Source organism: Gemmatimonas sp. (assembly GCF_027531815.1).
GTDB lineage: Bacteria > Gemmatimonadota > Gemmatimonadetes > Gemmatimonadales > Gemmatimonadaceae > Gemmatimonas.
In genome coordinates this window covers 471842-497255 of the sequence record NZ_JAPZSK010000002.1, presented here as the reverse complement: position 1 = coordinate 497255, position 25414 = coordinate 471842, and the positions used below count along the sequence as shown (strand labels likewise).

At 67.8% G+C, this 25414-nt stretch carries 26 protein-coding genes and 1 tRNA gene; 13 read left to right on the top strand and 14 right to left on the bottom strand.

Annotated elements, in window-relative coordinates; translation table 11 throughout:
• Positions 1-71: 71 nt before the first annotated feature.
• From O9271_RS03315 to O9271_RS03295, 5 genes are read left to right on the top strand one after another with little or no spacing between them, the layout of a single operon-like run.
• Positions 72-653: a hypothetical protein gene (locus O9271_RS03315; RefSeq protein ID WP_298266171.1), complete on the top strand. Its 582-nt coding sequence runs from the start codon at positions 72-74 to the stop codon at positions 651-653.
• A 31-nt stretch (positions 654-684) separates the two neighbouring features.
• A complete protein-coding gene (locus O9271_RS03310; RefSeq protein WP_298266169.1) occupies positions 685-1206 on the top strand; it encodes a hypothetical protein in 522 nt (173 codons plus the stop codon).
• A gap of 7 nt (positions 1207-1213) precedes the next feature.
• Positions 1214-1720, top strand: a complete 507-nt coding sequence (locus O9271_RS03305) for a Rieske (2Fe-2S) protein (protein ID WP_298266167.1) — start codon at positions 1214-1216, stop codon at positions 1718-1720.
• 20 nt (positions 1721-1740) lie between these two features.
• Entirely contained in the window at positions 1741-2175 is a 435-nt protein-coding gene (locus O9271_RS03300; protein WP_298266165.1) for a Rieske (2Fe-2S) protein, read from the top strand.
• Between the two features lie 5 nt (positions 2176-2180).
• Positions 2181-3503: a M20/M25/M40 family metallo-hydrolase gene (locus tag O9271_RS03295; RefSeq protein ID WP_298266163.1), complete on the top strand. Its 1323-nt coding sequence runs from the start codon at positions 2181-2183 to the stop codon at positions 3501-3503.
• Positions 3504-3686: 183 nt separating this feature from the next.
• Here O9271_RS03295 and O9271_RS03290 read toward each other — a convergent pair whose 3' ends face one another.
• The 4 genes from O9271_RS03290 to O9271_RS03275 all read right to left on the bottom strand — a co-directional run bounded on the left by O9271_RS03290 (position 3687) and on the right by O9271_RS03275 (position 6511).
• A complete protein-coding gene (locus tag O9271_RS03290; protein WP_298266161.1) occupies positions 3687-4628 on the bottom strand; it encodes a glutamate--tRNA ligase family protein in 942 nt (313 codons plus the stop codon).
• An 81-nt stretch (positions 4629-4709) separates the two neighbouring features.
• On the bottom strand, positions 4710-5195 hold the full coding sequence (locus tag O9271_RS03285; RefSeq protein WP_298266158.1) for an Rrf2 family transcriptional regulator: 486 nt from the start codon (positions 5193-5195) through the stop codon (positions 4710-4712).
• Between the two features lie 144 nt (positions 5196-5339).
• Positions 5340-6080: an SH3 domain-containing protein gene (locus tag O9271_RS03280; protein ID WP_298266156.1), complete on the bottom strand. Its 741-nt coding sequence runs from the start codon at positions 6078-6080 to the stop codon at positions 5340-5342.
• Positions 6081-6301: 221 nt separating this feature from the next.
• Positions 6302-6511 (bottom strand): hypothetical protein, encoded by a 210-nt coding sequence (locus O9271_RS03275; RefSeq protein WP_298266154.1) that lies wholly within the window; start codon positions 6509-6511, stop codon positions 6302-6304.
• Between the two features lie 192 nt (positions 6512-6703).
• Here O9271_RS03275 and O9271_RS03270 point away from each other — a divergent pair, with 192 nt between their 5' ends.
• On the top strand, positions 6704-7213 hold the full coding sequence (locus O9271_RS03270) for a TonB-dependent receptor plug domain-containing protein (protein WP_298266152.1): 510 nt from the start codon (positions 6704-6706) through the stop codon (positions 7211-7213).
• Positions 7214-7452: 239 nt separating this feature from the next.
• Here O9271_RS03270 and O9271_RS03265 read toward each other — a convergent pair whose 3' ends face one another.
• Both O9271_RS03265 and O9271_RS03260 read right to left on the bottom strand, forming a co-directional pair.
• Positions 7453-8865 (bottom strand): hypothetical protein, encoded by a 1413-nt coding sequence (locus O9271_RS03265; RefSeq protein ID WP_298266150.1) that lies wholly within the window; start codon positions 8863-8865, stop codon positions 7453-7455.
• Positions 8866-8873: 8 nt separating this feature from the next.
• Positions 8874-11957, bottom strand: coding sequence for a SusC/RagA family TonB-linked outer membrane protein (locus tag O9271_RS03260; RefSeq protein WP_298266148.1), 3084 nt, complete (start codon positions 11955-11957; stop codon positions 8874-8876).
• Between the two features lie 564 nt (positions 11958-12521).
• Between O9271_RS03260 and O9271_RS03255 the strand changes: the two genes are divergently transcribed.
• From O9271_RS03255 to O9271_RS03235, 5 genes are read left to right on the top strand one after another with little or no spacing between them, the layout of a single operon-like run.
• Complete coding sequence (locus tag O9271_RS03255; protein ID WP_298266146.1) at positions 12522-13352, top strand: FMN-binding protein; 831 nt, start codon at positions 12522-12524, stop codon at positions 13350-13352.
• Positions 13349-14293, top strand: a complete 945-nt coding sequence (locus tag O9271_RS03250) for an FAD:protein FMN transferase (RefSeq protein ID WP_298266144.1) — start codon at positions 13349-13351, stop codon at positions 14291-14293. The genes O9271_RS03255 and O9271_RS03250 overlap by 4 nt, the downstream gene beginning before the upstream one ends.
• Positions 14290-15168: a hypothetical protein gene (locus O9271_RS03245; RefSeq protein ID WP_298266142.1), complete on the top strand. Its 879-nt coding sequence runs from the start codon at positions 14290-14292 to the stop codon at positions 15166-15168. The genes O9271_RS03250 and O9271_RS03245 overlap by 4 nt, the downstream gene beginning before the upstream one ends.
• Complete coding sequence (locus O9271_RS03240; RefSeq protein ID WP_298266140.1) at positions 15102-15479, top strand: thioesterase family protein; 378 nt, start codon at positions 15102-15104, stop codon at positions 15477-15479. The genes O9271_RS03245 and O9271_RS03240 overlap by 67 nt, the downstream gene beginning before the upstream one ends.
• Positions 15479-16222, top strand: coding sequence for a DUF4159 domain-containing protein (locus O9271_RS03235; RefSeq protein WP_298266138.1), 744 nt, complete (start codon positions 15479-15481; stop codon positions 16220-16222). The genes O9271_RS03240 and O9271_RS03235 overlap by 1 nt, the downstream gene beginning before the upstream one ends.
• A 264-nt stretch (positions 16223-16486) precedes the next feature.
• Here the strand turns inward: O9271_RS03235 and O9271_RS03230 are convergent, their stop codons facing one another.
• Together O9271_RS03230 and O9271_RS03225 are read right to left on the bottom strand one after the other, a co-directional pair.
• Positions 16487-17947: a M20/M25/M40 family metallo-hydrolase gene (locus tag O9271_RS03230; RefSeq protein WP_298266136.1), complete on the bottom strand. Its 1461-nt coding sequence runs from the start codon at positions 17945-17947 to the stop codon at positions 16487-16489.
• Between the two features lie 75 nt (positions 17948-18022).
• A complete protein-coding gene (locus O9271_RS03225) occupies positions 18023-18385 on the bottom strand; it encodes a hypothetical protein (RefSeq protein ID WP_298266134.1) in 363 nt (120 codons plus the stop codon).
• Between the two features lie 29 nt (positions 18386-18414).
• Here O9271_RS03225 and O9271_RS03220 point away from each other — a divergent pair, with 29 nt between their 5' ends.
• Complete coding sequence (locus O9271_RS03220; protein WP_298266132.1) at positions 18415-19491, top strand: alpha-hydroxy acid oxidase; 1077 nt, start codon at positions 18415-18417, stop codon at positions 19489-19491.
• A gap of 4 nt (positions 19492-19495) precedes the next feature.
• Here O9271_RS03220 and O9271_RS03215 read toward each other — a convergent pair whose 3' ends face one another.
• The 6 genes from O9271_RS03215 to O9271_RS03190 form a co-directional block, all read right to left on the bottom strand.
• Positions 19496-21136: an amidohydrolase family protein gene (locus O9271_RS03215; RefSeq protein ID WP_298266130.1), complete on the bottom strand. Its 1641-nt coding sequence runs from the start codon at positions 21134-21136 to the stop codon at positions 19496-19498.
• 118 nt (positions 21137-21254) lie between these two features.
• On the bottom strand, positions 21255-21758 hold the full coding sequence (locus O9271_RS03210) for a TspO/MBR family protein (protein ID WP_298266128.1): 504 nt from the start codon (positions 21756-21758) through the stop codon (positions 21255-21257).
• A 153-nt stretch (positions 21759-21911) separates the two neighbouring features.
• Positions 21912-21985 (bottom strand) — tRNA-Pro (locus O9271_RS03205).
• Between the two features lie 206 nt (positions 21986-22191).
• Positions 22192-23034 (bottom strand): PPK2 family polyphosphate kinase, encoded by an 843-nt coding sequence (locus O9271_RS03200; protein ID WP_298266126.1) that lies wholly within the window; start codon positions 23032-23034, stop codon positions 22192-22194.
• The gene (locus O9271_RS03195) at positions 23031-23483 is read right to left on the bottom strand and encodes a pyridoxamine 5'-phosphate oxidase family protein (RefSeq protein WP_298266124.1); all 453 of its coding nucleotides are present in this window, start codon (positions 23481-23483) and stop codon (positions 23031-23033) included. The genes O9271_RS03200 and O9271_RS03195 overlap by 4 nt, the downstream gene beginning before the upstream one ends.
• Entirely contained in the window at positions 23480-24388 is a 909-nt protein-coding gene (locus O9271_RS03190; protein WP_298266122.1) for a cation diffusion facilitator family transporter, read from the bottom strand. The genes O9271_RS03195 and O9271_RS03190 overlap by 4 nt, the downstream gene beginning before the upstream one ends.
• A 73-nt stretch (positions 24389-24461) precedes the next feature.
• Here O9271_RS03190 and O9271_RS03185 point away from each other — a divergent pair, with 73 nt between their 5' ends.
• Positions 24462-25412: a lysophospholipid acyltransferase family protein gene (locus tag O9271_RS03185; RefSeq protein ID WP_298266120.1), complete on the top strand. Its 951-nt coding sequence runs from the start codon at positions 24462-24464 to the stop codon at positions 25410-25412.
• Positions 25413-25414: the final 2 nt, after the last annotated feature.

Here is a 25414-nt window from a genome sequence, read left to right as displayed (position 1 = left end):
ATGCGCATTGCCACTTGGCGGTACATTGATGCTCAGTCCGACTCCCTCCCCCTAACGTTTCGAGGCTGCCCATGTCGTTTCTCCCGGCGCTCCTGACTGCTTCGCTGCTCGCGGTCGTGCCATCCGACAGCGTGCCGCGCGCCGTCGTGCTTGGCCCCGTGGTCTCACCGGTGGCGCTGGTGAGTTCGGCACCGCAGGACACCGTGAAGCGGCGGGCGCGCAAGGCGGTAACGTACAGCGACGGCTATACCCGCCGTGTGACCATTCACCGCGCGCTCAGCTGGGCCATGCTGCCGCTCTTCGCCGTGTCGTACGTATCGGGCGACCAGCTGCTCTCGAAGGGCCCCGACGCGCCGGCATGGGCGGAGACCATCCACCCGTATGCGGCGGGGGGCACGGCGTTGCTGTTCGGCGCGAACGCGGTCACGGGCACGTGGAACCTCTGGGAGGGGCGGAAGGATCCGAACGGACGCACGCGGCGCATCGTGCACAGCGTGCTGTTCCTCGCGGCGAGTGGCGGGTTCGCCTACGCGGGCAGCCTGGCCGACGAGCCGGAAGAAAACGGCGAGAAGCGCCGTCTGCACCGGAACGTGGCCCTTGGCTCGATGGGCGCATCGACCGCGAGCTGGCTGCTGATGCTCGTGGGCAACTGATCGCGCCTTCTTTCCCCCTCACCCCGCCTCCATGCAGGACCTCCTCACGGCCGCCTTTCAACCATGGGCCGACTTCTACGCGGCCAGCAGCTGGCTGCCCACGGCCGTCATCGCGGTGCATGTCGTGGCCCTGTTCATCGGCGGCGGCATTGCCGTGGGGGCGGATCGGCGCGTCGTGCTGGCCACGCCCGGAAGCAGCGACGCCTATCTCGCGGTGGCGGCCGACCTGCACGCCACCCACCGCGTGGTCATCATGGCGCTGGCCCTGACCGTCATGAGCGGCGTGGCCCTGTGCACGGCCGACCTAGGCACTTTCTGGCCGTCACGGGTATTCTGGCTGAAGATGGGCGCCATCGCGCTGCTCGTGCTGAACGGTGCGCTCATGCAGCGGGTGGAACGGCAGGTGCTCACGAACGCCCGCAACACGATCGAGATGTCTACCGCAGGCCCGGAGGTTACCGGGCCGTGGCTCCTGCTGCGGCGTCATGCCTACGTGAGCCTCGCCGCGTGGATCGTGATCGTGCTGCTCGGGGTGCTGGTCGCCAACATCTGAGTTGAACATGTCCAACATGCCTCCCGACAACAGCGCATCGGCGTGCGACGGCTGCACGGCACGACGGGCCTTCCTCCGCCAATCACTCACTACCGGCGCTGCCATGGCCGGCTGGGCGCTGTTCGGCCCGGTGAGCACGGTGCAGGCGCTCGCGGTGCGGCCCGGCGGGCGTGGACCGGTGAAGTATCCGCTCCCTGCGGCCGACGGCGTGTCAATTGACGGCACCAACGAAGTAATCCTCTGCCGCGCGGGAGGCGAGGTCTTTGCCTTCGCCCTCTCCTGCCCGCACCAGAATACCGCGCTCAAGGTTTTGCCCAAGGGGGCAGGCTTTCAGTGCCCCCGGCACAAGTCCAAGTATCAGCCCAACGGCACCTTCGTGAGCGGCCGCGCCACGCGCAACATGGATCGGCTGCAGATCACCCGGGACGGCAATACCCTCACCGTCGATCCCGACCTGGCGTTCGAAAGCGATACCGATCCGGCGCGCTGGGCTGCCGCGTCCATCAAGCTCTGACTCACACCCCGGAGATCTGCATGTCTGGCTGCAATTCGTGCTCTCGTCGTGACTTCGTGGCCACCGGCACCCTGGCGGCGGTCGGTGCGTTCCTCGCCGCCTGTGGCGGCGGGGACAGCAATCCGACGGCCCCACCGCCGGGCGGCACTTCCGTCACGGTCACGCTGGCCAGCTTCCCCGCTCTCGCCGCGGTGGGGGGAATTGCCCGGGTGACCACCACGGGAACGCCCATTGCCGTGGTGCGCAGCGGTCCCGCCACTTACCGCGCCTTCTCCATGGTCTGCCCGCATCAGGGCACGACCATCGGCATTACCGCCACGGGCTTCCGTTGTCCCAATCATGGCGCGACGTTCAATGCCAACGGCGGGTGGATCGGGGGGGAGCGTACCTCCGGCCTGGTCGAGTTCACCGTGACCTCCAACGCGACCGCCGGCACCATCACGATCACGAGTTGACCCCCATGCGTCCCACCCGTTTCGCGACCAACGCCGGGGGCATGCTCCCGGCGTTGTGCGTTTCCCTCCTCGCCGCGGTGCCCGCCCCGTTGCTGGCCCAAGCCAAAGCCGCCGCCGCCAAGCCCACGCCGCTCGAAGCGAGCGTGGACCGCCTCGCCAAGCATCCTGCGGTAACGGCGGCCTTCTCGGCGCTGCAGAACGAGAATGCGTGGACGCTCGACCAGCAGGCGTCGATCTGCCAGATCCCTGCCCCGCCATTCAAGGAGCAGGCACGCGCCGCCGAGTATGCCAAGCGCTTCCGCGACCTCGGTGTGCAGAACGTGCGCATCGACAAGGAAGGCAACGTGATCGGTGAAATCCGGGGCGCGCGCCCCGGCCCAACGCTCATGCTCGCAGGTCATCTGGATACCGTGTTCCCGGAAGGCACCGATGTGCGGGTGAAGCGCGAAGGCACCAAGCTGATTGCCCCGGGCATTGGTGACGACTGTCGCGGGCTGGCGGTGGTGCTTGCCGTCACGAAGCAGGTGATCACGCAGAAGATCCCCTTCAGCGGCCGCCTGCTGGTGGTGGGCAACGTCGGTGAAGAAGGCCCCGGCAACCTGCGCGGCATGCGCGCCATCTTCGCCGGTCCGCTGCGCGACTCGATCAACATGTTCATCTCCATTGACGGGACGGGCTTTGGCGTCACCAACGGTGGCGTGGGGAGCAACCGCTACCGCGTGCATTACAAGGGGCCGGGCGGACACAGCTACGGGGCCTTTGGCATGCCCAACCCCATGCACGCCATGGGGCGCGCCATTGCCAAGATCGCGGACCTGGAGGCAACCACGACGCCCAAGGTGACCTTCAACGTGGGCATCGTGTCGGGCGGCACGTCGGTAAATTCCATTCCGTTCGAAGCGATCATGGAGATCGACCTGCGCAGCGAAACGGCGGCGGCACTGGCCGAGATCGATGGGCGCCTGCAGAAGGCGCTGCGCGAGGCGGTGGTGGAGGAAAAGGCGCGCTGGCCGCAGAGCAAGGCGGCGCTGACACTGCAGATCGACACCATGGGGCTGCGCCCCGCTGGTACCACTCCCGACACGTCGTTCATCGTGCGCGCGTCGCTGGCCGCGGCGCGCACCATGAACGTGTACGCGCCGCTCACCATTTCGAGCACCGACGCCAACGTACCGATGAACCTGCGCATCCCGGCCGTCACGCTTGACGGCGGCGGCGTGGGACGCGGCGCACACTCGCTCGACGAGTCGTACGACGACCGCACCGACGGCTACAAGGGACCGCAGTGGGTGCTGCTGGCGGTGCTGGGCATGCTCGGGGTCAAGTGAGAGATGAGAACTAATGACTAAGGACTAAGGACTGAGGACTAAGAACTAAGGACTCAGAACTCAGAACTCAGAACTCAGAACCTCCCGGAGATCACGTGATATCCGGGAGGTTTTCAGTTTCTAGTTGTAGTTGTCAGTTCTCAGTTGGCGCTGTCCGGTGTTGGCGGTCGTGACGACAACCGACTACCCGAAGAGCTCGGCGATGGCCGTGGCCGGCAGCGTGTGCCGCTGCGCCACGCCGGCACGTCGCGCCGCTTCGGCCAGCAGCGCCTCGGGACGTGCCCCCGCCGCGCGCATATCCCGCAGTGCCGTATCGTGCGTGGCCTTGCTCAACTTGCTACCGTCGGGGTGCACCAGCAGCGCATGATGCAGGAAGCGCAGCGGCCGCGTGCGGCCAAGCAACGCCGCCAGCTGCAGCTGCCGCCCCGTGCTCGCCAGCAGGTCCTCCCCGCGAATCACCACATCGATGTCGTGCGCCTGGTCGTCCACGACGACCGCAAACTGGTACGTCCACTGCGCGTGCCGGTCACGCACGAGGAGGTCACCGCACTGCCGAGCGGGCTCGTGTACCATGGGGCCGAGTCGCAGGTCGTCGAAGGCGGCGATGAACGGATCGAGACGCACCCGCCGGGCGAACGACTCCCCTGGTAGCACCGCCGCGTCGCGGCACGTGCCGGGGTAGCATGGCTCCTCACCCGGCTGGTGTGGTACCCGCATGGCGATGTCACGGCGCGTGCACCGGCAGGGGTATACGAGACCGGCCGCCTGCAGCGACGCCAACGCCGTCGCGTAGCGCGCGTGCTGATTGGATTGTCGGGCCGCGTGCCCACTCCGATCGGCGCGAAAGGTGGGGGTGTCGTACACATCGGCGTGCAGCCCCAGCCACTCGAGGTCGTCGAGCAGCGCCGCTTCGTACTCCGGGCGGCAGCGTGTGCCGTCGTGATCTTCGATACGCAGCAGCACCGTGCCCCCGTGCGCGCGGGCCACGCCCCACACATGCAGCGCGTTGACCAGATGTCCGAGGTGCAGGTATCCGGTCGGCGCTGGCGCAAAGCGCGTGCGCCACCCCGTGGGGGGCAGCGCCTGCGCAAGCCGGTGGCGCCAGTCGGGTTGGGGCGAAGCCATGCCGCACGCTATCGGCATGAGGGCACGTCATCAATGGCACGCCCCACGCCCGCCGGCGACGGGCGTCTGGCGCGTTCCCCATCACGCGCGCAGCATTGCCACCTGATGCACCGGCACCGCCATGTCCACCGTCATTGCGGCCGCCGGCGTATAGGCCCCGGCGGGGCCGGCATCCATCAACAGTTCCGCAATGGTGGTTTGCTCGAATCGCGCCGCCGCGTGTCCCACGATGGCGTTCCACCGTCCGTGCACCGCGCAGGCATTCTGCGAATCACACGGGCGATTGCGCAGCAGACAGGCCGGTGTGCGCGCGTGATCATCGAACGGGTTGATGATGCGCGCCAGCGTCAGCTTTTCCGGCGAGATGGCCAGTGTGAAGCCACCGGCCGCGCCACGGGCGCTGTGCACCACACCGGCCTTGGCCAGCGCGTTCAGGGTCTTGGCGAGATAGTTGCGCGGCGCACCCAGTTCCGCCGCGATCGCATCGGCGGACAGTGCCTTTGCACCGTTGTGACGGGCGAGCAGCAACACGGCACGAACGGCATGTTCAGCAGTGGCCGAAAGCATGGCAGATCCGGTTGAAAGACAGAGCAAACCTCATGGTACGCTGAGATTCGCCTCTTTCACGCCCTGCCGAAGTCGGGGAAGGCACAGATATTCCCAACCGCTACCCGACACGTGGGTACGGTATTCCCGCACAGCGAACGGCGTTTACTCGCCGCGAGTGCGCAGACTGTCGGCTTCGAAGAGCCGCGGATCCACCCAGCCGCTCACGTCGGGAGAGCGCACCTGCCGCCATCCGGCACGATCGGTGCCCAGCATGGCACGTGACGCCGGCTTGATCACGCCCACCACTTCGCCGCCACGACTTGCGTCGCTACGCACGTTCACCCACGTGCGTGCCACGGCTGGCGTCCACGTGATGCCATCGGCGGCCGGGGCCATCGGAGTGGCGGCCTGCGCTGTGAAACCGGCTGCGGCAATGGAATCCGCAGCGGGTGCAGTCGATTGGCTCAGGGCGGCGCTGCTGTCTGCCAGCAACGGCGTTGCCGCGCTCGTAAGCCCCGCTGCCGTGGCCACGGTACGGTTGTCCTGCGGGGTGGTGTTGGCGACGGCCACCGCGGTGGTGGCACCGCTGCGTGCTTCCAACGCCAGATCGCGCAGCGCCGGCGCGTACTGCCACACACCGCCAGCGGCCGTGAGCGTCAGCGCCACCGCAGCGGCACTGCGCCACGCGGCGCTGCTCACGCGCGGCAACGAGAATCCCTTCACTTCACCGCACCAGTGACAGTGCGTGTCCACGCGGTGCATGATGCCGCAGGAGCGGCACTTCTTCAGCTTGGCGCGCTCACCGCGACCATCGAGCAGATGAAACGGATGCGCGCACTTCGGACACTGCGAGGCAGCGACCAGAGCCTTGGCACCACACTGTGTGCAACGAAGGTAGGCCATACGGAGAACGGCCGAGGGACACGAAGAGTGTGCGAAAACGGGCGAGAAGCGTCCGGGGAGTGACGGCCCGCGCGGAAGTGAGGTAACGATTGGGGACAAATCGATTCCCCGCTACGTGCCTCCGAGCAAGTCGTCAAACTTTTATCGTTCCTGTTTCGGGAACGCATTCGCTTGCGGCCAACTGGGCGCTGATGCCGCTGCGGTCTCGGTTCGCCTCCCCCTCACGTGGCCGTCCCATCCTCGTCCTCGTCGGGCTCGTCGCCTTTGCGCAGCCACGCCGCGGCACGCGCATGACTGAACAGTGGCAACGGGATTCCGCGGTACGCCCGCGGCCGGTGGCTCGGTTGCCGAATCCACCAGGACAGCCAGGCGATCGCGCCTCTCACGACCAGCAGCGTCACCAACGCCCCACACAGCACGGTGTACGACATGCATGGCAGAGCGGCAACTTCCGTTCCGTACGCCTGGTGACGCGGAGTACGCCGCCCGGTCCGTCCCGTCTTTCCGTACGGCACCCCTGAGACCCGCACCGCCGCGTTTCGTGTTGTACTGCTTGCATGTTGCCACCAACGCCAACAGTGTTGCACGTGCAGGTGGCCCGTCTTCACTCCAGTCCTCGCGCCATGTCCTTCCCTCCGTTTCGCCCGCGCGCGCGTCCGCATTGCTTGCGTCGCCCGCTCAACGGTGCGGCGCTCGTGGCCGCCGTCGCGCTGCCGGTGCTGTTTGCCATGGCGGGGTGTGCGCCCAACAACGCGCGCGCGCACAGCAACTCGGCAGCCATGCCCACCGGCACCGGCAGTCGCGTCATTACCCGTGAACAGATCGCCGAGCTCAACGTACTCGACGCGTATGCCGTGATCGAGCGGCTGGGGGGCTATCGGCTCTCGGAGAACAACCGAGGCGGGGTCTCCATTCGCCAGCGTCGTGGCCAATCGAGCTTCACGAACAGCAACGCCGACCGTCCCGTTCTGGTCGTAGACGGGGCGCAGGTGAGTGACTTCGACCTGCTACACCGCATCCGGGTGAGCGAGCTTGAACGGATCGAGCTCATCTCCCCGGGCGATGCCACACAGCGCTTCGGCACGCTGTCGTCGGGTGCCGGTGCGATCATCGTGGTGACGCGGTCACGCTGATCCATCCCCCGCCCGGGGTCAGAGCTGGGGTCAGAGCTGGGGTCAGAGCTGGGGTCAGAGCTGGGGTCAGAGCTGGGGTCAGAGCTGGGGTCAGAGCTGGGGTCAGAGCTGGGGTCAGAGCTGGGGTCAGAGCAATGCTCTGACCCCGTGCCGCCCCCGTGCCGTGGGCCCCGGCCGGAACGCACGAGGGGCGGTGCCATCCGGCACCGCCCCTCGTTTCCTTCATCCCACCCGATCCCTTACGGGTTCAGGTCGATGCACTGCGCTTCGCCGTTGACCTGCGGCACGCGCGGATTGAACGTCTCCGCCGTTGGCGTGCGGAAGACGATGTCGTTGCCGTACCCCGGCGCACGGTTGATCTGCCAGGTGTTGCCGTTGGGGAACACCTGGTTGGCCGTCATCCCGTACTGCCGCATCATGCGGCGCATATCGGGGTAACGGTGGCCGGTGCCGAACAGCCAGAAACCCTTCTCACGGAAGATCATGTCGCGACGACCGGCTTCAGTGCCAGGATCGGCCAACGGCGTCATGGCCGCAATCGTGCGGCCGTACCCCGGCGGCGTGGCACGCAGGCTGTTGAGAATGGCCAGTGCGCCGGCGAAGTTGCCCGTGCGATTGAGCGCCTCGGCCTCGTACAACCGCGCCTGCAGCCCGTTGATGAGCGACACCGACGACGCGTCGGTGGTCCAGATGAGCTGATACAGCATGTTGGGTACCGCCGTGTTGCCGCTGTCGAACGGGCGCGACGTGGTAAGCCCAACCGCCGTGCACGCCGCCTGCCCCACCGAGCAGGTGGGTACGCGCGGGTCGTTGGCGGTGCCGAAGTTCATCTGCAGCGGTCCCTCGTTGTTGGCCACGAGGTAGCGACGCTGGTTGTTGATGAGCGACCAGACACCCGGCGTGCGGGCCGTGAGCGAGTGTTCCTGGTTCCAGGTGAAGGTGGTGGGAACGGCGGCCACCGTGGCCGCCACCGCCCCGAAGTTCCCCTGGTTGAGCAGGATGCGCGCACGGAGGATGTTGAGCGAGTTGCGCACGCGGGTTTCGTTGGTGCCCGTGGTGCTCCCCAGGCGCGTGAGCCCCGAGTCCACCTTGGCCAACGCCAGCGTGAACAGTGCCGCGTTGGGCTGCGGGTCGCCGTAGGTTTCCACGCCGTCGGCAATGCTGCTGATCGGCTGGCCGTTGCAGAAGTACTCGGCCAGCAGGTTGACCATGTACGCCTCCACGAAGAACATCTCGCTGTAGTTCCACGCCGGGGCGAGTGGCGCGTACTGGGCGAGCGCTTCCCGCGTCTGGATGGCACCAATGCGAGGCAGGTGCAGCCCACGATAGGCCGTCGTGATGTTGCCGTTCTGCGGCGTCAGGGCGCGCTGGTCGGTTTCAACACGCTGCGTGAAGGTGTCACCCGTGCCGAATTCGTCGCCGAACAGGCCGCCGTAGAGGAACATGGACTCGCCGCCGGTGGTGTTGGCGTTGAATCGGCCAAGCGTACCCACACGCAGCGCGTTGGCCGCGGTGGGGCTCGTGACCAGCTCCACGCCAATGATGTCGGGGTCGGTGGCCTGCACCAGCTTGTCGATCTGACAGCCGGACACGAAGACGGCTCCGGCTGCCACAGCCGCGAGGCGCGCCCCGTTCGAAATCAACTTGTGCATGGGGTGTCTCAGAAGCCGAAGTTGAAGCGCACCGTCCACGTCTGGAGCGGCGGCGTGATCTGGAATTCGTCCTGGATGTTGCCAACGCCGCCGGTGGTCTCCGGATCGACGCCGGTGAAGTCGCTCCACAGCTTCAGGTTACGGCCGGAGAGCGTGATGGTACCGTTCTTGGCCATCGGCAGGCGGCTCGCGAGGCTGGGCGGAATGCGCCACGACACGGCGAGTTCACGCAGGCGCCAGTAGTCGGTGGGCTCGAAGAAGCCGAAGTTGGTCGACAACACACCCGGCTTCTGGAAGGCCGCGCAACGCGCCTGGCGCGCCAGCGGCGCCGACGGATCGATACGCTCCTGCGAGTTGAGGCGGGTCGCGCAGCGGAAGCGCTCGGTGGTGTTGTTGAGGAGCCCACCCAGCTTGCCATCGATGAGGAAGGTGACGCGGAGCTGGCCATCCTTGAGCAGGTCGAAGCCGTTCTGAATGGACAGTTCGGTACGCGGCACGCTGTACCCCATGTAGCGCGGGGTCGAGTCCACGTTGACTTCGGCAATTTCGATCATGCCGTTGCCGTTGGCGTCGGCGAACGTGTAGGGGCGATCCCAGATGGAGTTGATGGGGAAGCCCTCCGCGTTACGCACCGTACCCGTACCGGCCGGCTGGCCGCCCAGGTCGAGCACCTCGTTGCTGTTGTACGAGCCGTTCAGCGTGATGTCCCAGCTGAACTTGCTGTACTGCACCGGGCGGGCGGTCACCAGGTACTCCCAGCCCCAGTTGCGGATGGCGCCGACATTGACCGCACGCGCCGTCGAGCCCGTGCCAATGGACGGGGCCAGCGTCTGGTTCACGATGGCGTCGCTCGACTTCTTGTCGTAATAGGTGAGCGACGTGGTGATGCGGTCGTTGAACAGCCCCAAGTCGAAGCCGCCTTCCACCTCCGTGACCGTTTCCGGACGCAGGTTGGCGTTGCCCAGCGTCTGGTAGATGAGCCCCGGCACGTCAGCCGCGTTTTCGCGGTACACGTTTGAGGCGAAGAACTGGAGGGCGGCCGTCGTACCCGGGCGGATACCGGCCTGCCCCCACGACGTACGCAGGCGCAGCTGGTTGATCTGGTCCTTGAGCGGGAACCACGCCTCTTCGGAAACGCGGTACGAGGCACCGGCGCGCGGATAGTACGCCGTCCCGAAGTTGCGGCCGAACGCCGAGTTGTTGTCGCCGCGCACGGAGGCCACGAGATCGAGGCGGTCGAACAGCTGTGCGTTCTGTTCGATGAACACACCGGCCGTCTTCGACACCGTGGTGCCTTCGCTTACCGAGGGGACCGAGCCCTGGCTGAGGGTCAGGCCGCCGGGCGGAAGCTGTGCGGCGCTGGCGCTGTATGCGTCGTCCTGGCGATGCACGAACTGGAAGCCGCCCGTGGTACGCGTGGAGAGCCACTCGAGCGGGCGGAAGCTGGCCGTGGCCGACCAGTCGGCGGTCCACTGGAACTGACGCGAGCGGCTCGTGTTTTTGAAGCCCAGTCGGTTCTGGCCGAAGTTCGGGCACTCGTCGCGCAGGCAGTAGTTGTCGTACGACTCGGCCGAGTAGTCGAGACCGGCGTTACCGCGCATCTGCAACCACGACGTGGGCGACCAGAGCGGGCTCACCGAGCCGATCCAGCGCTGCAGGTCGATGTTGTTGTACTGCTGGAAGATGTCGCCCGGGGTGAACTGGCGATATCCGTATAGCGAGTCGGTGCCGCCGGCAGTGAGGGTGCGGCTGCGCGTGCCGGGACCGCCAAAGGCATGCGAGCCGAGACCGGTGGTGTTGTTGCCGTCCTGCGGGGCCTGCTGCTGACTGCTGAGGAAGTAGCTGCGGATGGGAATGGTGAGCTTCTGCGACGGCTTGATGTCGATGTTCGACCGCAGGCTGAAGCGCTGGAAGGTGTTGGGATCGGCCCACTCCTCACGAACCGGGATACCCTGCCGCGCGAAGCGGTCGCGCTCGAACTCGGGCATACCGAGCGTGCCCGTGGTGCGCTCATGCTCGACGGCGGTGAAGTAGTTCACCGCTTCCGTGCCGCCGGACACCGTCATGCCGTACTGCTGACGAATGCCATCCTTGAGCGGCGTGGCGCGCGGATCACGCCAGAGGTTGAAGGTGGTGATGGAGTCCACCACGCAGGTGCGCGCGGCGATCGTATTGATCTGGCAGTCCGCGGCGCGGCCGTTGTTGGCCGGGTTGGTCTGGTTGGCCAGACGCCCCCACGCCGTGTAGGCGTCGGGGTAGTTGTTGCGGTCGCGCGTGACACCCTGCTCGGTGTACACCGACCATCGGGCCGCACCCTGGCGCCCCCGCTTGGTGGTGATCACGATGACGCCCGTGGCGGCATCGGTACCGTACGTGGCCGACGCGGCGGGACCGCGGATGACATCGATGGTCTCGATGTCTTCCGGGTTGATGTCGTTGAGGCGTCCCGCGGGCGCGCCGCCCGTGCCGAGCCCCGAGGTGGAGCTGTTGATGCGGATACCGTCAACGAAGATGATGGGATCGTTGCTGAGCGAGATGGACGACGTGCCGCGAATGCGGATACGCGACGCCGCGTTCACGCCGGACCCCGGCAGCAGCTGCACACCGGCGGCCTTGCCGATGAGCAGGTCACCCACGTTGCTGATCTGCGCACTCTCAATGGCCTTGGCGGCGTCGATCTGCGCGATCTGATTGGGGATTTCGAGGCGGCGCTGGTCGCCGGTGGCCGTGGTCACGACGGCGGTGAGGTTGACCGCCACCTTGGTGAGCGAGAAATCCAGCGTGGTCGTGGAGCCGGCGGTGATGACGGCGGGTTTGGTACTTTCCGCATAGCCAATGCGCGCCACACGCACCGTCACATTGCCAACGGGGACACCGCGCAGGGTGAATCGCCCTTCGGCGTTGGTCAGACTGCCAAGCGTGGTACCGGCAATCGACACCTGTGCGTTGGGAATGGGGGCACCGCCCGCTTCGACCACGCGACCGGCAACCACGCCGGTGCGATCCTGAGCAGCCAGTGTACCCGAATGGACCACGACGGCCAGCACAGCCGCCGCCATGGCCCGCACGACCCGCGGGATACTCATCTTCATGAATTCGCCTCCGGACGCCCGCAAGGGCGACGGATTGGTGGAGGGGGGACCGACGTTCGGAGGGGGGAGAACGCCGGGTTGCAGCGACCGGCACGACGGCGAGCGGTTCACGGTAAGGTGTCGCCCGCGCATCGATGCGGCAGTGTTCGCCAGCGGAAGTGTATGCGCCGCGACTGGCAGATCAAGCGACGGATGCGATTGCCATCGACTCGTCCCACATTGGCGCACTTTTAGCAACCGCAGACGCGCCCTGTCGGGTCACAGCAGCGGCGTTTGGGGTCAACCGAAGGCTCGCGTCGCGTTGGGCGCCGGTACACGCGACACTGTTTCGGAAACAGTGCGAACGCAAACGGCCCCTGCTCCACAGGAGCAGGGGCCGCGCGTACCGCTGGTGCACAGGTCCGGACTCAAGGATTCCGGTCGGTGCAGCCGTTGAACAGCGCGTTGGACTGGTCGTATCCCTCGTCTGGTCTGCCGACCAACGTTCTCTTTCACCATAGCGTACGCGTCGTGGTACGCCCGCCATGCAGTCGGTGCCTTCCCCCTCGCCGCGTCCCGTCGCCCGTGCCTGCCAAGCCGAGTTCGCCATCCGGTCCGCTGCTCGCCGTGAGTACGGCCGCCGTGCTGGCTGCCTATGCGGCTGGCTACGTGCGTACCGAGGCGGCGGCGACCGAGTTGGCCGCCCGCAGCACAATGCGGCGTCCCCCCGCCAGCGCCGATAGTGTCCCGGGGTCAGAGCTGGGGTCAGAGCAGGGGTCAGAGCAGGGGTCAGAGCAGGGGTCAGAGCAGGGGTCAGAGCTGGGGTCAGAGCTGGGGTCAGAGCTGGGGTCAGAGCTGGGGTCAGAGCTGGGGTCAGAGCTGGGGTCAGAGCGCGTGAAGGCTGTGGCACCGAAGCGGCGCGCCGACACGCCAACAGTCGTCTCCGCGAGAACGCTCGCCGCCCCCACCACACCTGCGACTCCATCGGCGGTGGCGCCATCGCCAGCGGAACCGACTGCCGCGCCCGCTGCGGCCCCGACGCTCGCAGCGCCCTCTCCCCCGGTTGAGCCGACACCGACGCCGCTGCCCACCCCCACCCCCACCGCCACCCCCGCCCCCACCCCAACCCCCGCCAAGCCGGCGGGACCCGTGAGCTTGAAGGACGGGACCTATTCCGGGTGGGGCACTTCACGGCACGGCGACGTGGAAGCCACGGTGATCATCGAAAAGGGACGCATCACCGCGGCCGCCATCAGCCGCTGCCTCACGCGCTACTCCTGCTCCTGGATCGCGCATCTGCAGCCGCAGGTGGTGGAGCGCCAAAGCCCCGAGGTGGACAACGTGTCCGGCGCAACGGAGAGCGCCAACGCGTTCTACTACGCCGTCGTCGAAGCGCTGAAGGCCGCGCGTCAGTGACTGCAGCCACGGAGTTCGTGACCACGGCGATGAGCACGACGGTGTCGGTGCAGCTGGTCGGAGCCATCCCCGAGGCCGCGACTCGCGCCGCACAAGCCGTGGAGTGGTTTCGGGTGGTGGAAGCACACTGTTCACGCTTCCTGGGGGATTCGGAGGTGAGCGCGCTCTGCCGTGGTGAGAGAAGCCCGCAGCCGGTGTCGCCGCTGCTCTTCGCACTCCTGCGCGTGGCATGGGCGGTGGCCGCGGCCACCGACGGGGCGTTCGACCCCACACTTGGCCGCGCCCTGCACCACCACGGCTTCGATCGGTCGTGGCAGGATGGTCACCAGGTGTCGCTGAGGCCCACCCCCGACGCGACGGCTCCACACCTGTCGGGGGCCTGGCGCGAGGCGGTGCTCGACGAGGCAGCAAGCACGATTGCGCTGCCGCCGCACACGGTGCTCGACCTGGGAGGGATCGCCAAGGGCTTTGCCCTGGACCTTGCGGCGCAATCACTGCACGACGTGCCAAACGTGTGCATCGTGGCCGGCGGTGACCTGCACTGTCGAGGGCACAATCCGCGGGGGACGCCGTGGCGCACGGCGGTGCGCCATCCCGTAGAGGGGGAAGGAGCCGCGTGCGTGGTGGACGTCGCGGCGCAGGAATACGCGCTGTGCACCAGCGGCGACTACACCCGCGCTACGGCAGCCGGCCATCATCTGCTGGACCCGCGCGCCACGGCGCCAACGCCTTCGGTGGGGTTACGCAGTGTGACGGTGGTTGCGCCGACGGCCGTGGTAGCCGACGCGCTGGCCACCGCCGCGTTCGTGCTGGGGGCAGAGGCCGGTGCAGCACTACTCCGGGCGCAACAGGTGGACGGCTACTTCCTTGACGCCGCGGGTGCGCACCACGAGGTGCACGGGTGGGGCGCGTCTACCTTCACCCGTTCCGACGCCGCATGACCGCCCGCTGGCTGCGCTCCCCCAAGGGGCTCTTTTCCGGCATTCTGCTGCTGCTCACGGTTCCGGCCGCGCACCATGCCGGCTGGTCGCTCGTGCTGCCGGGGGTGCTCGCGGCCATCACGGCGGCGGCGATCACCGACACCCCGCTGCTGCGCTGGCGCGATGGACACTGGAGTGTGCCCGACGGCGCCATGCTGACCGGCTGGCTGGTGGGGCTCGTGCTCAGCCCCCATGTCCCGTGGACCGTTGCCGGCGCGACGGGTGTGCTGGGCATCGTGGCCAAGCATGCCCTGCGCGTGCGCCGGGCGAATGTGCTCAACCCGGCGGCGGCGGCGCTGGTGAGCAGCTACTACGTCTTCGATACCGGACAGAGTTGGTGGGGCGCGCTCCCGGAGCTTGCCACCCCCTGGCTGCTGCTCACCGTGGCCACCGGCCTCTTCATGACGCAGCGCCTGCACAAGCTGCCGCTGCTCCTGGCCTACCTCGGCGCGCACTTCGCGCTGGGCACCACCGTGGCCTTCCTTGGCGATGCCGCACGCGTGGCCGAGCTGTACCGGGCCCCTGACGTGCACATGGTGCTCTTCTTCGCCAGCTTCATGCTGACCGATCCGCCCACCTCGCCCCCCAAGGCCGCCGATCAGGTGGTGTTCGGGATCATTGCGGCGGCGGCCGGCTTTGCCCTGTTCATGCTGGTGGGCGCGGTGTATTTCCTGCTGGGCGGGTTGCTGGTGGCCAATCTCTGGGAAGGATGGCGCAAGTGGAAACGCGTGCAGGGTACGCGGAGTGCATCGCACTCGATTCACGCTGGATGGACAACGACGCCTACGGGCACGTCAACAACGTCGTCTACTACAGCTACTTCGACACCGCGGTGAATCGGTGGCTCATCGAGCGCCAGCTGCTCGATGTGGTGGCGGGCGAGACCATCGCGCTCGTTGCCGAAACGCAGTGTCGCTTCCACGCTCCCCTCGCCTTCCCGGACCGCATCACCGTGGGGTTGCGCGTGGCGCATCTGGGCACGTCGAGCGTGCGCTACGAGCTGGGAGTCTTTCGCAACGACGACCAACTCGCCTGTGCCACGGGGCATTTCGTCCATGTCCACGTGGACCGCAGCACGCGGCGCCCCACGCCCATTCCCGCTGCCACGCGCGACGCCCTGCACACGCTGCTCCGGTTACCGGGCTGATGCGCGCTCCCCGCCATGCGCGCCGGCTGCTGGGGGGGCTCCTGCTGCTGGCGGGCACCACGTCGTTGGGATGGTCGCAGCGCTTTCGCACGTTCGTGGAGCCCAACGTGCCCTACGATGGGCGCTTCACCTTCGTGCGTCTGCGCTACACGGAGTACGGCCCCAATGGCTGGGCGTTCGACTACCCGGCCATGGAGCGCAACTTCATGACCATCGTGCAGGATCTCACCGCCATGCGCCCGCACGTGGCCGGCAGCAACGTGCACCGCATGGACGACCCGTTGCTGTCGCACCATCCCATCGCCTACCTGTCGGAGCCGGGCTACTGGTACCCCGACGAGCAGGAAGCCGCCGGACTGCGGACATGGCTGCAGAAAGGCGGCTTCCTCATCGTCGACGACTTCTATCTGCGGCAGTGGGAGGTGTTTGCACGCGGAATGCGCGCAGTGCTTCCCGAGGCCCAGTTCATCCGCCTCGACCGCACGCACCCCATCTTCAACGCCTTCTTCACCATCGGGACGCTCGATGGCATGCATCATCCGTCGGCGCGCTCAGCCAGGGCCGAGTACTATGGCATCTTCGAAGGCAATGATCCGTCGCGCCGTCTCATGGTGATCGTGAACTTCAACAACGACATCGGCGACTACATGGAGTGGTCGGGGCAAGGCTGGTACGCTGTGAACCTCAGCAACGACGCATACAAGTTCGCCACCAACTATCTGGTGTACGCGCTCACGCACTGACCGTCTCTCCGCGTACCCGCGCGCGCAGCAGTGCGTGACACGTTTGGGGAGGGGAACGGACCACCGGAGAATCAGAGAAAGGGAGCGCTGGGAGCGCGGGCGTACCCTGACCGTTGCGCCAGTATCTCCCGTTCCCCGATTCTCCCACGATCAGTCCCCCGCCGGCCGGGTGCGGCGCGTGCCGCAAGCACAGCCGTGCATGACGCGCGTTGGAGGGGAACGGACCACCGGAGAATCAGAGAAAGGGAGCGCTGGGGCGGGCGCCTACTGCCGCGTCGGCGCGCTCGCGAGCGCCTTGGTGAGGCGATAGAGAAACTCCTGCCCCTCGTAGAAGCTCTTCACCGCCATGCGTTCGTCGCGCCCGTGTGCGCGCGCGTCCACGGTGGGATCACTGAACAGCCCCGATACCCCGAACGCCGGAATCCCCAGGGCGCGAAAAAACCGGGAGTCGGTAGCCCCCGTGCTCATGGTGGGGATGATGGGCATGGCGCCCCACAGCTCCGCCGTAATGCGGGTCACGGGGGTCATCACCTCCGGCAACAGCGCCGACGCCGGAGTGCTGGGACGCTGCGAGCGGATGATGACCTTGACGTTCGTATCGCCGACCGCGCGCTCAAGCTCCGCCCGCACCGACTCCGCCGACTCCGACGGATAGATGCGGCAGTTCACGTTGGCCTCGGCCAGCTGCGGCAGCGCGTTGGTGGCGTGCCCACCCTTGAGCTCCGTGGCCACGCAGGTGGTGCGCAGCATGGAGTTGTAGCGGGGATCGGCGGTCACCACCGCCACCGCCGCTGCGTCGCCAACGTTCTTCACCAGCGCCGTCATGGCCCGTCCCATCGCCGGCTCCTCGAGCGCCGCCGTTTGCGAGAAGAACGCCCTCGTCACGTCATTGAGCTTCACGGCGAACTTGTGGCGCCCGACCTTGCCGAGCGCATCGGCGAGCTGCGTGATCGCGTTGTCGTCGCGCGGCACCGAGGAGTGGCCGCCCTTGTTGGTCGCGCGCAACGTGAAGTTGGTCGTGACCTTCTCCGCGGCCTGCACACTGTTGAACAGCGGCTTCCCGTTGCGCAGCGTGCCACCGCCCCCCTCGTTGATGACGAGCGCGGCGTCCACCAGTGGCCGGTGGTTCTTGAGCAGCCAGTCCACGCCGTTGGCGGGACCACTCTCCTCGTCGGCGGTGAGCGCAATGATGATGTCGCGGTCGGGCACGTACCCTTCCCGCTTCATGCGGAACACGTTCGCCACGAAGATGGCGGCCATGGCCTTGTCGTCGGCCGTGCCGCGCCCGTAGTAGTAGCCGTCCTTCTCGGTGAAGACGAACGGATCGAACTCGGGGGACCAGTCGGCCTTGAGCGCCTCCACCACGTCGATGTGGGCCAGGAGGAGAATCGGCTTCTGCGGGCCACCGCGCCCGCTGCCGCGCAGTCGCGCCACCACGTTGTGCTTCTCGGGACGCGGCCCGCCCACGAAGATGTCCGCGTCGGGAACACCCGCCGCCCGGAAGCGGGTGGCCATGGCGTTTGCCGCCGTGGTGATGTTCCCCGTTTCCACGCCCGTGTTGATCTCCACCAGCTCCTTGTAGATCTCGCGGGTCATCTGCTGGAATGGCGTGAGGGCCCCGGGTCGATACACGGCAGACGCGGGCTGCGCCCCGGCGTGTTGCGGAAGGCCCATGGCCCCCAGCGCGGCGACAGCGGTAACCAGAACGACGGAACGGCGACCCATGGGAAGCTCCTGCGGCGTGAGGGGGGAGTCTGCCAGCGGTGAACGGCGGGACGACGGCGGGGAGGCGTTGCGGGGCTACAGGAACGAAGGGACCGGCTGATGTGCCACGCCATCATCAGCCAGATACCGCCGCAGCAGCGCTTCCGCGGCGGGATAGTACGCCTCGACCGGCGGCAGACCGCCATCGAGCAGCGGACCCGTGTCGCGGAGCGCCATGGCGATGCCGTCCGTCAGCGCCATGACATCGCGGTGCTCATGCACGCAATGATCCAGCAACAGTGCCAGATGCCCCGCCAGCTCTTCCGGCGTGGGTTCGCGTACCGCGCGCCAGCCGATGAACTCGAGCGCGCGCGCCAGCGCGGGGGCGGCGCCGGTGCCGCCCAGGGTCGTGTCGTCGGTGTAGCGCTGGCGGATCCGCGTGAAGGAGAGGCTGTTCACGGGCAAGGTGAGTGGGAGACCCGTAGAATATGCCGATGCCTGTCAATCTGCACGACTACGAGGCGGAAGCTGCCCTGCGGCTGCCGCGCATGGTGTACGACTACTACGCGGGTGGCGCGAACGACGAGATCCTGCTGCGCGAGTCGCGCACGGCGTGGGATGCCCTGCGCATTCGCTACCGCGTGCTGCGCGACGTCTCCCGGCGCGACCTGTCGGTGGAGCTCGAGGGTCACCGTCTCGAATGGCCGGTCATCGTGGCGCCCATGGCCTTTCAGCAGATGGCCTGCGCCGAGGGCGAGGTGGCCACGGCGCGCGCCAGCGCGGCCGCGGGGTCGGGGATGATCCTCAGCACCCTGTCGAACTGCACGATCGAATCGGTACGGGCCGCCACGACGGGGCTGCTCTGGTTCCAGCTGTACATCTATCGTGATCGCGGCGTCACCATGGAGCTGGTGCAGCGCGCCGAACGTGCCGGGTGCACCGGGCTGGTCCTCACCGTGGATACGCCCATGCTCGGTCGGCGTGAGCGCGACTTGCTCAACGGCTTTCACGTTCCGCCCGAGTTTCCCGCCCCCAACCTTGGGGTGGACATGCGGAGTACCCTGGGGACGTCCGCGGACATGTCGTCGGCGCTGGCCCAATTCATCCTGCACCATTGGGATGCCGGCATCGCCTGGCGCGACCTGCAATGGCTGCAGTCGATCACGCAGCTGCCCATCTACGTGAAGGGCATCGTACGCGGCGATGATGCCCTCCTGGCACTCGAGCATGGGGCGCGCGGCGTCATCGTGTCCAACCATGGCGGCCGCCAGCTCGACACGGCCGTGCCTACCGCGCGCGCGTTGCGCGACGTGGCCGAGTGCATGCAGGGGCGCGGCACGCTCCTGGTGGATGGCGGGGTTCGCCGCGGCACCGACGTGCTCAAGGCGCTCGCCCTGGGGGCGCACGCCGTGCTGCTCGGGCGTCCCCTGCTCTGGGGGCTGGCCACCAACGGTGAGCAAGGAGCACGTCACGTGCTGTCGCTGCTGCGCGACGAGGTGGATCTGGCCTTTGCCCTCGCCGGTGTGCGGTCACCCGGCGAGGCCACGGCCGATCTGATCGCCTGACGCCCTACTTGCCCGACGGGCGGAAGAGATCGCGTACCGGATCAGCCGCCGGGGCGAGCTTGCGCGAGGCCTGCACCATTTTCTCCACCTCGCGCATGAGGTTGGCGTTCTCCAACACGATGCCATCCTTGATCGTGTGCACGATGCCCTTCGTGCGGATCATGGCGCCGCTCCGGTCGAGGGCGAGGTCGCCGAACGCATAGAGGTACTTGAGGTTCGCCGCCGGATTGCCATCCACGATGAGCAGGTCGGCCGTGTACCCGGGACGCACGAGGCCAAGCTTCGGCTCGCCCAGCGTACGCGCAGAGGTATAGGTGGCCGACTTGAGGACCTCGAGCGTCTTCATGCCGGTTTCGCGCCCCAGCTGGAGCTCGCGCACCGTGGAGAAGCCGGGCGTGGCCCAGATGTAGTTGTCGTCGGTGCCGAAGGCCACGGTGCCGCCGCGCCGGTTGAACTCGAAGATGAGATCGCCCCACAGCCGGTACGCTGCGGTCCAGTTGTACTCATCGTCGCTGGTCCAGTCGTAGTGATACGCCCCGTGGAACGCGGGGTTGGGCATGTTCCAGTTCCACAGGGCCTGGTGCGTGTACTTCTCCGTCCACGGCAGGGAGGTAGCCCGAATGAGATCGCGGTTGGCCTCGTACACGACGCGCGTGGGGAGCATGGTCACGCCGCAGCGCACCAGTGAATCCACCACGGCCCCCAGCAGGCGTTCGCGGTTGGCGTACGTCCAGACGCGTCCAGCCTCACGAAAACGATCGTTCTCGTTGCCGTATTCGTAGTTGCGCGGAAAGTCCTGCGTGGACCCGTCGAGCGACGACTCGGCGTAGCCGTAGTGATGCTCGATCATGGTGACCCCGGCACACGCCGCCTTCACCGCCTGGGTCACCGCCGTGTTGGCCGGCTGGAGGTGAAAGGACGTGATCATGCCGTTGGCCTTGGCCGCTTTCGCGATGGCTCCCACGAGTTCCAGGCTCCACCCCAGCGGGTCCATGGAAATCACCCGCACGCCATTGGCGGCCATGGCCTTCACCACCTGCGGCGCCATGGCGGGATCGTCGAGCTGCAGCCGCGTAAAGCTCGTCCCCGCTCCGTAGCTCACCAGCGGGTACATGCGGGGCGCGATCATCTCATTGGCCGCGCTGCGCCTCGCTTCGCGCATGCCGTCTGCGTATCCCCGGTCGGCCGCATTGACCATGGTCGTGACCCCCATGGCGAGCTTGAGGTAGTACACATACTCGATCTCCATGGGGAGCGTGCGAATGTGCGTATGCAGATCGATCATGCCCGGCATGACGAACTTGCCGCCCGCGTCGATGATGCGGTCGCCCGTCATGCGGGGCCGCGCGCCGGCGCGCTCTGCCGTGACCGGGTCAAACGGCACCATCTCGGTGATGAGGTTGCCTTCGACCTTGATGTCGTAGGGGCCCGCCGGCGGGCCGCCATGGCCGGGAATGACCATCGCGTTGCGGATCACCAGCGACTTGTACGGGCCGGCGCCCAGGTCACCGAACTGCTTCGTGACGATGGGCGTGGCCGCGGGGGGCGCCGTGGCCGGACGGGGCTGCGCAGCCAGCGAGGTGGCCGGAAGCAGCGCGGTGACCAGGGCGGCGGTGGCACGGCGACGGGCAACGACGGAAGTCATGGAGCGGGGAGTGAAGAGTGAACGGCCGCGACGACCGGTGACGACACGGGCTTCCCAAGCATACCGTCGGGGGCATCACTCCGCATTCGCGACCATGCGGCCCGCAGCCGGTCGCGCGCTACAGCAACGACGGGTTGCGCAGCCAGACCGACACCGTGAGGGCACTCGCGAACGACACCCATGCCAGATACGGGGCCAGCAGATAGCCGGCCGTGGCATCGTGGCGCCGGAACGCGATGAGCGTGGCGACGATGCTGCCCCAGAGCGCGAGCACTTCCGCGGTGGCCCAGGGCCCGTCACGCCAGACGAAGAAGAGCCACGTCCAGAGCGCGTTGAGGGCGAGTTGGACGAGATACAGTCCCATGGCAGCGCGGGCGTCGGCGAGCCCGCTGGCGCGCCACACCCGCCACGCGGCGACGGCCATGAGCAGGTAGAGGAGGCTCCAGACGGGGCCGAACAGCCAGGCCGGTGGGGCCCAGGCCGGCTTGTCGAGGATGGCGTAGAACGCGGCCGAGGTGCGCGAGGCGAAGGCGGCGCCGAACGCCGCCACGCCGGTCACGGCGATCGAGACAAGCAGGGCGGGAAGGCCGGCACGCGCACGGCCGGCAGCAGCGGACGTCATGGCGGAAAGCTCGCGCGCGGCCCCGCCGGGCGACAGGGTCCGGTGTTGGACCGCTTCCCGGGGATCGTGGGGCGAGGGCGCGGCACTGCTGAAGACACGAAAGCCCCGGCCGGGGGCCGAGGCTCGGTGCTGTTGCGGAAAGGCCCTGCCAAGTCGGGACGGCGGGATTCGAACCCGCGACCCCCTGAACCCCATTCAGGTGCGCTACCGGGCTGCGCTACGTCCCGTCACGGCAACCCGCGCCGTGAACAGACCCGCATTGTAAACCCCGGCGCCCTCCCGGACCAGTCCCCCGCCGTGGAAAACCGCGGGTTCCCCCCACGATCGCCGCCGCGTCATGCTCCGGGAGAAGCCGGTGCATCACCGAGGCGCGGCAGGGGGGCACCGGTGGCAGGAAGAACGGCAACAGGAGACGCGACGAGTCGCGCGGGAGCTACCGGAAGTCACGCGCTGCGTCGCGCACCGCGGGATTCATCGCCGGGTACGTCGCGTCCAGCGATTCCAGTGTCTCCACGAGCAGCCGCGCCACGAGGTAATTGCGCATGGGCTTCTCGTCGGCGGGCACCACGTACCAGGGCGCCGCCGGGGTACTGCATCGCGCCAGTACGTCCCGGTATGCCGCGGTGTAGTCATCCCAACGCGCCCGATCATCGAGGTCGTCGAGGCGGAACTTCCAATTCTTGCGCGGATCGTCGAGACGTGCCAGCAGCCGCGCCCGCTGCTCATCCTGCGAGATGTGCAGGAAGCATTTGCGCACGATGACCCCATTGGCGTGCAGCATGGATTCGAAATGGTTGATCTGCGCAAATCGCGCCTGCCACACCGCCTCGGGCGCCAGCTGCCGCACGCGCACCGCCAGCACGTCCTCGTAGTGCGAGCGGTTGAACACGCCGATCATGCCCCGGGGCGGCACCACCTGATGCACGCGCCAGAGGAAATCGTGCCGCAGTTCGAGCGGCGTGGGGGGCCCGAAGGCCGCCACCCGCACCCCCGTGGGATTGAAGGCGCCGTACACCGACTTGATGAGGCCATCCTTGCCGGCGGCGTCGCGCCCCTGGAGGATGAGCAGCAGGGCGTGACGGCCGTCGGCCTGAAACACATCCTGCAGATCGGCCAGACGCTCGAGCAGCGCGCGCGTGGCCGCTTCGAGGGTCTTCTTGTCGGGTGCGCCGGCACGGCGCGCCGCGTCGTTCCCCAGCGCCACCGCGCTGCCGGGGGCCACCGGCTCGAGACGCACGCCGTTGAGCACGCCGGCGGACTCCCCGTTGGCCTTCACGCATACCTCGTGGTGGCCGACCGCCCTTCGAGGTCGTGCACCGGAATCATGAACACCAGGTCACGATCGGGCGTGGGATCCGTGGGGGTGAAGGCCTCGGGAACCAGCGACCGGAAGGCCGCCACCCCGGCCGCATAGCGCGCTTGCTCCTGCGCGGAGCCGTCGGGGTCGGGAAACTCGATGCGACCGTGCACCACCACGCTCTGCCAGGTGAAGAGGGCCTCCACCTGATCCACTTCGAACGCCACCCAGGGGTGGTGGGCGAGGATCTGCACCTTCGTGCCGAACTGCGTGCGCCCCCAGATACGGTCATCGCGAAACACGTAGTGCACCGGTTCGATATCGACGCGATCACGAAAGGTGAAGGCCAACCGCCCCACCTGTTGCGACGCGAGGAGGGCGTGACACTGCGCGGTGGTCAGCGCCGCAAAGGTCGGGGCATCGCTCATGTCGAGTTCCTCGGTTCGAAGGGCTCCATGTGAATCAGCACACCACTGGCGGCCGGCAGACGCTGCCGAATGGCCGACTTGACTCGGCCGGAGAGCACGTGCGCGTCGTGCAACGACAGGTGCGGATCGGCCTGCACATGAATATCCACGTAGAAGGCCGTACCGGACTTGCGGATCTTGAGCTTCTCGATGGCCAGAACGCCACTGGTGGCGAGCGCGGCCTGCGACACGGTGTCCTGCAGCCCCGGGGCCGGCGCGCGGTCCATGAGATCGCCCAACGCCGTGCGCAGCAGCAGACCGCCATTGATGGCGATGATGAGCGCCGCCACGAGGGCCGCCCAATCGTCGGCCGCTTCCCACCCCGGCCCGCCAATGAGCGCCACGCTGATGCCCAGAAAGGCAGCCGCTGAGGTGATGGCGTCGGCGCGGTGATGCCAGCCATCGGCGGCCACCGCCACGCTGCCGTTCTGCGCCCCGGCGGAGAGCACCCGCTTGGCCATGACTTCCTTCACCACAATGACCACCGCCAGCACCGCCAGGGTCCACGACGCCGGCGCGTGATGCGGCGTGCGGATTTCGCGAGCCGCTTCAATGGAGATGCCAGCGGCGGCCCCCAACATGAGGGCGGCCACCACCGCGCCGGCCAGCGCCTCGGCACGCCCGTACCCAAAGGGATACCGATCGTCGGGATCCCGGCTCGCGATGCGCAGCCCACTCCAGACGACCAACGACCCGATCATATCCGTGGCACTCTCGATGGCGTCGGCCACCAGCGCGTAGGCGTTTCCGAGCAGTCCGGCCACCAGCTTCACCACCGCCAGCAGCGCATTCACGACCAGCCCGATCTGGGCCAGTCGCTGGGCATGCTGTGTACCCGGCACGGCGGGAGGAGGGACGACGGCCATGGCGGAAATATGGACCCGAAGCACGTCGCTGTGGCGGGGAGAATGCCGTCCCGATCGGTTAGATTCCCTGACCATGAGCACGGCTGTCCACACACCGGCGGCGGACCCCGCCCCCACGCTGTCCCATCGCCTCGAGTACGTGGCCACCCGGGTGGCCGTGGCGGCGCTGCGGCTGGTGGGATGGCGCACCGCCAGCTGGGTGGGGGGGACGCTGGCGAAGCTCGCGTACAAACCGTTCGGCATTCGGGCCGGCGTGACGGAGCGGCAGATTGCCGCCGCCTTTCCCGAGCGCTCGCGCCGCGAGGTGCTGGCGCTCGCCGCGCGCTCCTACGAGAGTCTGGGGCGTACGTCCATCGAAACGGCCATCCTGCCCGGCACCTCCCGGGAGGAGATTCTCGCCCGCATCGAACGGGTGGAAGGGTGGGAGCACATCGAGGCGGCGCTGGACAAGGGGCGCGGCATCATCGCCGTTACCGGTCACATCGGGAATTGGGAGTTGGGCGGCGCCTACGTCGCCGCCCGCGGGGTCGGGATCGACGCCGTGGTGCGCGGTGCCGCCAACAAGCTGTTCGAGGCGTACGTGACGCGGACGCGCACCGAGGCGGGCGTGTTCGTGGTGCGCGACAAGGATGCCGTGCGCCGCACGCCCCGGGCCCTGCGCGACAATCGCATGGTGGCGCTGCTCGCCGATCATGATGCGCTGGGGCTCGCCAGCACCTTCGTGCCGTTCTTCGGGCGCCCGGCCAAGACCCCGCGCGGACCGGCGGTGTTCGCCCTGCGCTTCGACACCCCGGTGGTGTTCATCGCCATCGTCCGCCAGCCGAGCGGTCGCTACGCCTTTCTGGTGGAGCCGGTGGAGGTTGCCCCCACGGGCGATCGCGAGCATGATGTCGACGCGATCGTGCTGCGCTACACGCAGCTGCTCGAAGCGCGGGTGCGGGAGTACCCCGAGCAGTACTTCTGGCAGCATCGTCGCTGGCGGCGTCAGCCCCCCGACACGCCGCCGCACCTGCGCGAACCCTGAGT